This window comes from Streptomyces sp. 6N223 (assembly GCF_052246635.1).
Lineage (GTDB): Bacteria > Actinomycetota > Actinomycetes > Streptomycetales > Streptomycetaceae > Streptomyces.
In genome coordinates this window covers 1-2,088 of record NZ_JBQQCA010000133.1, presented here as the reverse complement: position 1 = coordinate 2,088, position 2,088 = coordinate 1, and the positions used below count along the sequence as shown (strand labels likewise).

2 protein-coding genes are annotated in these 2,088 nt (G+C 63.2%); both read left to right on the top strand.

All coding sequences use genetic code 11. From position 1 onward, the window contains the following. Positions 1–487: 487 nt before the first annotated feature. Positions 488–1,009, top strand: a complete 522-nt coding sequence (locus ACTWQH_RS32635; protein WP_443290433.1) for a flavin reductase family protein — start codon at positions 488–490, stop codon at positions 1,007–1,009. Between the two features lie 138 nt (positions 1,010–1,147). Beyond that, positions 1,148–1,903: a riboflavin kinase gene (locus ACTWQH_RS32630; RefSeq protein ID WP_443290432.1), complete on the top strand. Its 756-nt coding sequence runs from the start codon at positions 1,148–1,150 to the stop codon at positions 1,901–1,903. Positions 1,904–2,088: the final 185 nt, after the last annotated feature.

The window sequence follows — 2,088 nt, the reverse complement described above, 5'->3', positions numbered from 1 at the left end:
CAAGCGTTGGGAGCGTTGGGCACCGCGCAAGCCGTAGGCGTCACTGTCGAACTTGTCGATGGAGCTTCACGTCCGTCGCCGAGACCGAGCATCTCGCTACGCCGGTATGGGAGACGACGGGGTGGCAGCGCGTGAGCATGCATGCCACACGCGTTCTCACGCTCGAGGAGTCATGCAGTTCAGGTGGGCCAGCTCGCTTGGGGTCCGACACGCCATGACGTTCGCGAGGAGGTGGGGGATCGGGCCTGTCTCGGACTGGTTCGAGGTTCACCCCTTGACGATCAGTGCGACTTGAGTCACCCTGGATACTGATCAAGCAGCGCTGAATAGTGGCAGGATCGCAATCGATCGCATGACGCAAGAGACATCGAATGTAACTCGCGCTTACAACAAGGCAACCCGGACCATAGATGGTGGGACCCCCACGCAGCACGGCGACCGGGGTGCGCAGGCCACGATTAATGGAGTTCCAGTGACAACTGACGCTGTGACGCTGAGCATCTCGACCGAAGACTTCAAGTCGACCTTCCGAAACCATCCCGCAGGCGTGGCCGTACTGACAGCCGTGGCCGGCGACGAGCACGCGGCCATGACCGTCAGTTCGTTGTTCTCGATCAGCGCGGATCCGCCGCTCATCGGATTCTCGGTTTCGGATGCGAGCTCCACCGCGCGAGTTTTCAACGCCGCCGACACCGTCATCATCCACATGGTTGACACCGACAGTCTCTGGTTGGCCAAGCTGGGCGCCACCAGCGGCGTCACGCGGTTCGAAGACTCGACCCAGTGGGACGTCTTGGGCAGCGGTGAACGTTACTTCCCAGGAGCGCCCACGATCGTTCGAGCGGCGGTCGTCGACCGGGTCCGGGCGGGGGGGTCCACGCTCTGCGTCGCACATGCTGTGGAGCTGGTCAAGAGCGAAGCGGACGACGACGCCATGGAGCCCACTCCGATTGTGTATCACAACCGCCGGTGGCATCGACTGAACGGCTCGTCCGCCTTGGCTGACTGAGCCGGACAGAAACGTTCGCTCGGCGCGGACCTGGGCAAGAGGCCAATCTCTTCCCGCCTACTGCACGAGCGTCACCGCCTGGGATGCCGACCGCCGAGCCAGGCTTTCGCAGATCCCGCGCAATGACTCTCGTGCGACGTGAGGAAGGAGTCAAACCGGGTGAGTGCAAACCAAGCCACGGATGTGCCGACTACGTCCAGACGAGACCGGGGCTTCTATGTCCGAGGCGTCGTTGAGCACGGCGACAGGCGTGGTCGAACGCTTGGATTCCCCACTGCAAACATTGTCGTGGTCGAGGAGAGGATTCCCGACGGCGTTTACGCCAGCATCGTCCGTGTCGACTCCAAGAGGTCGGATGCTGGCCACGTCGCAGCAGTCAGCGTCGGTCGCCGTCCGACCTGCTACGACAGCGACGGCGCGCGTCTCCTTGAAGCACACATCCTCGACTTCAGAGGTGACCTCTACGGACATGACATCGAAATCGAACTGCGAGTGTGCATCCGGCCTCAGATGAAGTTCGCGAGCGCGAAGGAACTCGTTCGCCAGTGCCGCCTCGACATCGACGCCACTCGCGCCTGGGCGCTGACCAACGGATTGGAAGCCCTTCTCGGCACGCGGCCCCCTGGTGCCAGCGCTACGCCGGATCGGCCCTGTGGGGTCCGGCGGCGAGCCAAGCAGCAGAAGAACACGCAGGCAGCGATCTACGCGCGGGCTGTCGCTCGCAGGGAGTTGCTCGCGGAGGAAGCGAGCCGAATCGACTTCGCTGACCTGACCCATCGAGCACTCGCCGCCAGAACCGGCATTCCTCTGGGCTACATTCAGTGGCACTATCCGACCGAGGACGATCTCGTTGCACTGCGCGAATCATGGAGGCCTTGGCGCGCACCTGGATGAAGGCCTCGGCGAGTCCGGCTACAGGCACGAGCCTGACACTTCCGACGTTCACTGAGAGTGACTCGGACGGTTCGGAAGGCGGGCGTTGCGTTGAGCTGTTGACCGTGCCGTCCCCTCTGGCTTGCCGCCGATGTCGCGCCCAAGACCGAGACCGTCCACCGTGTCGTCCATACCAAATGACACTC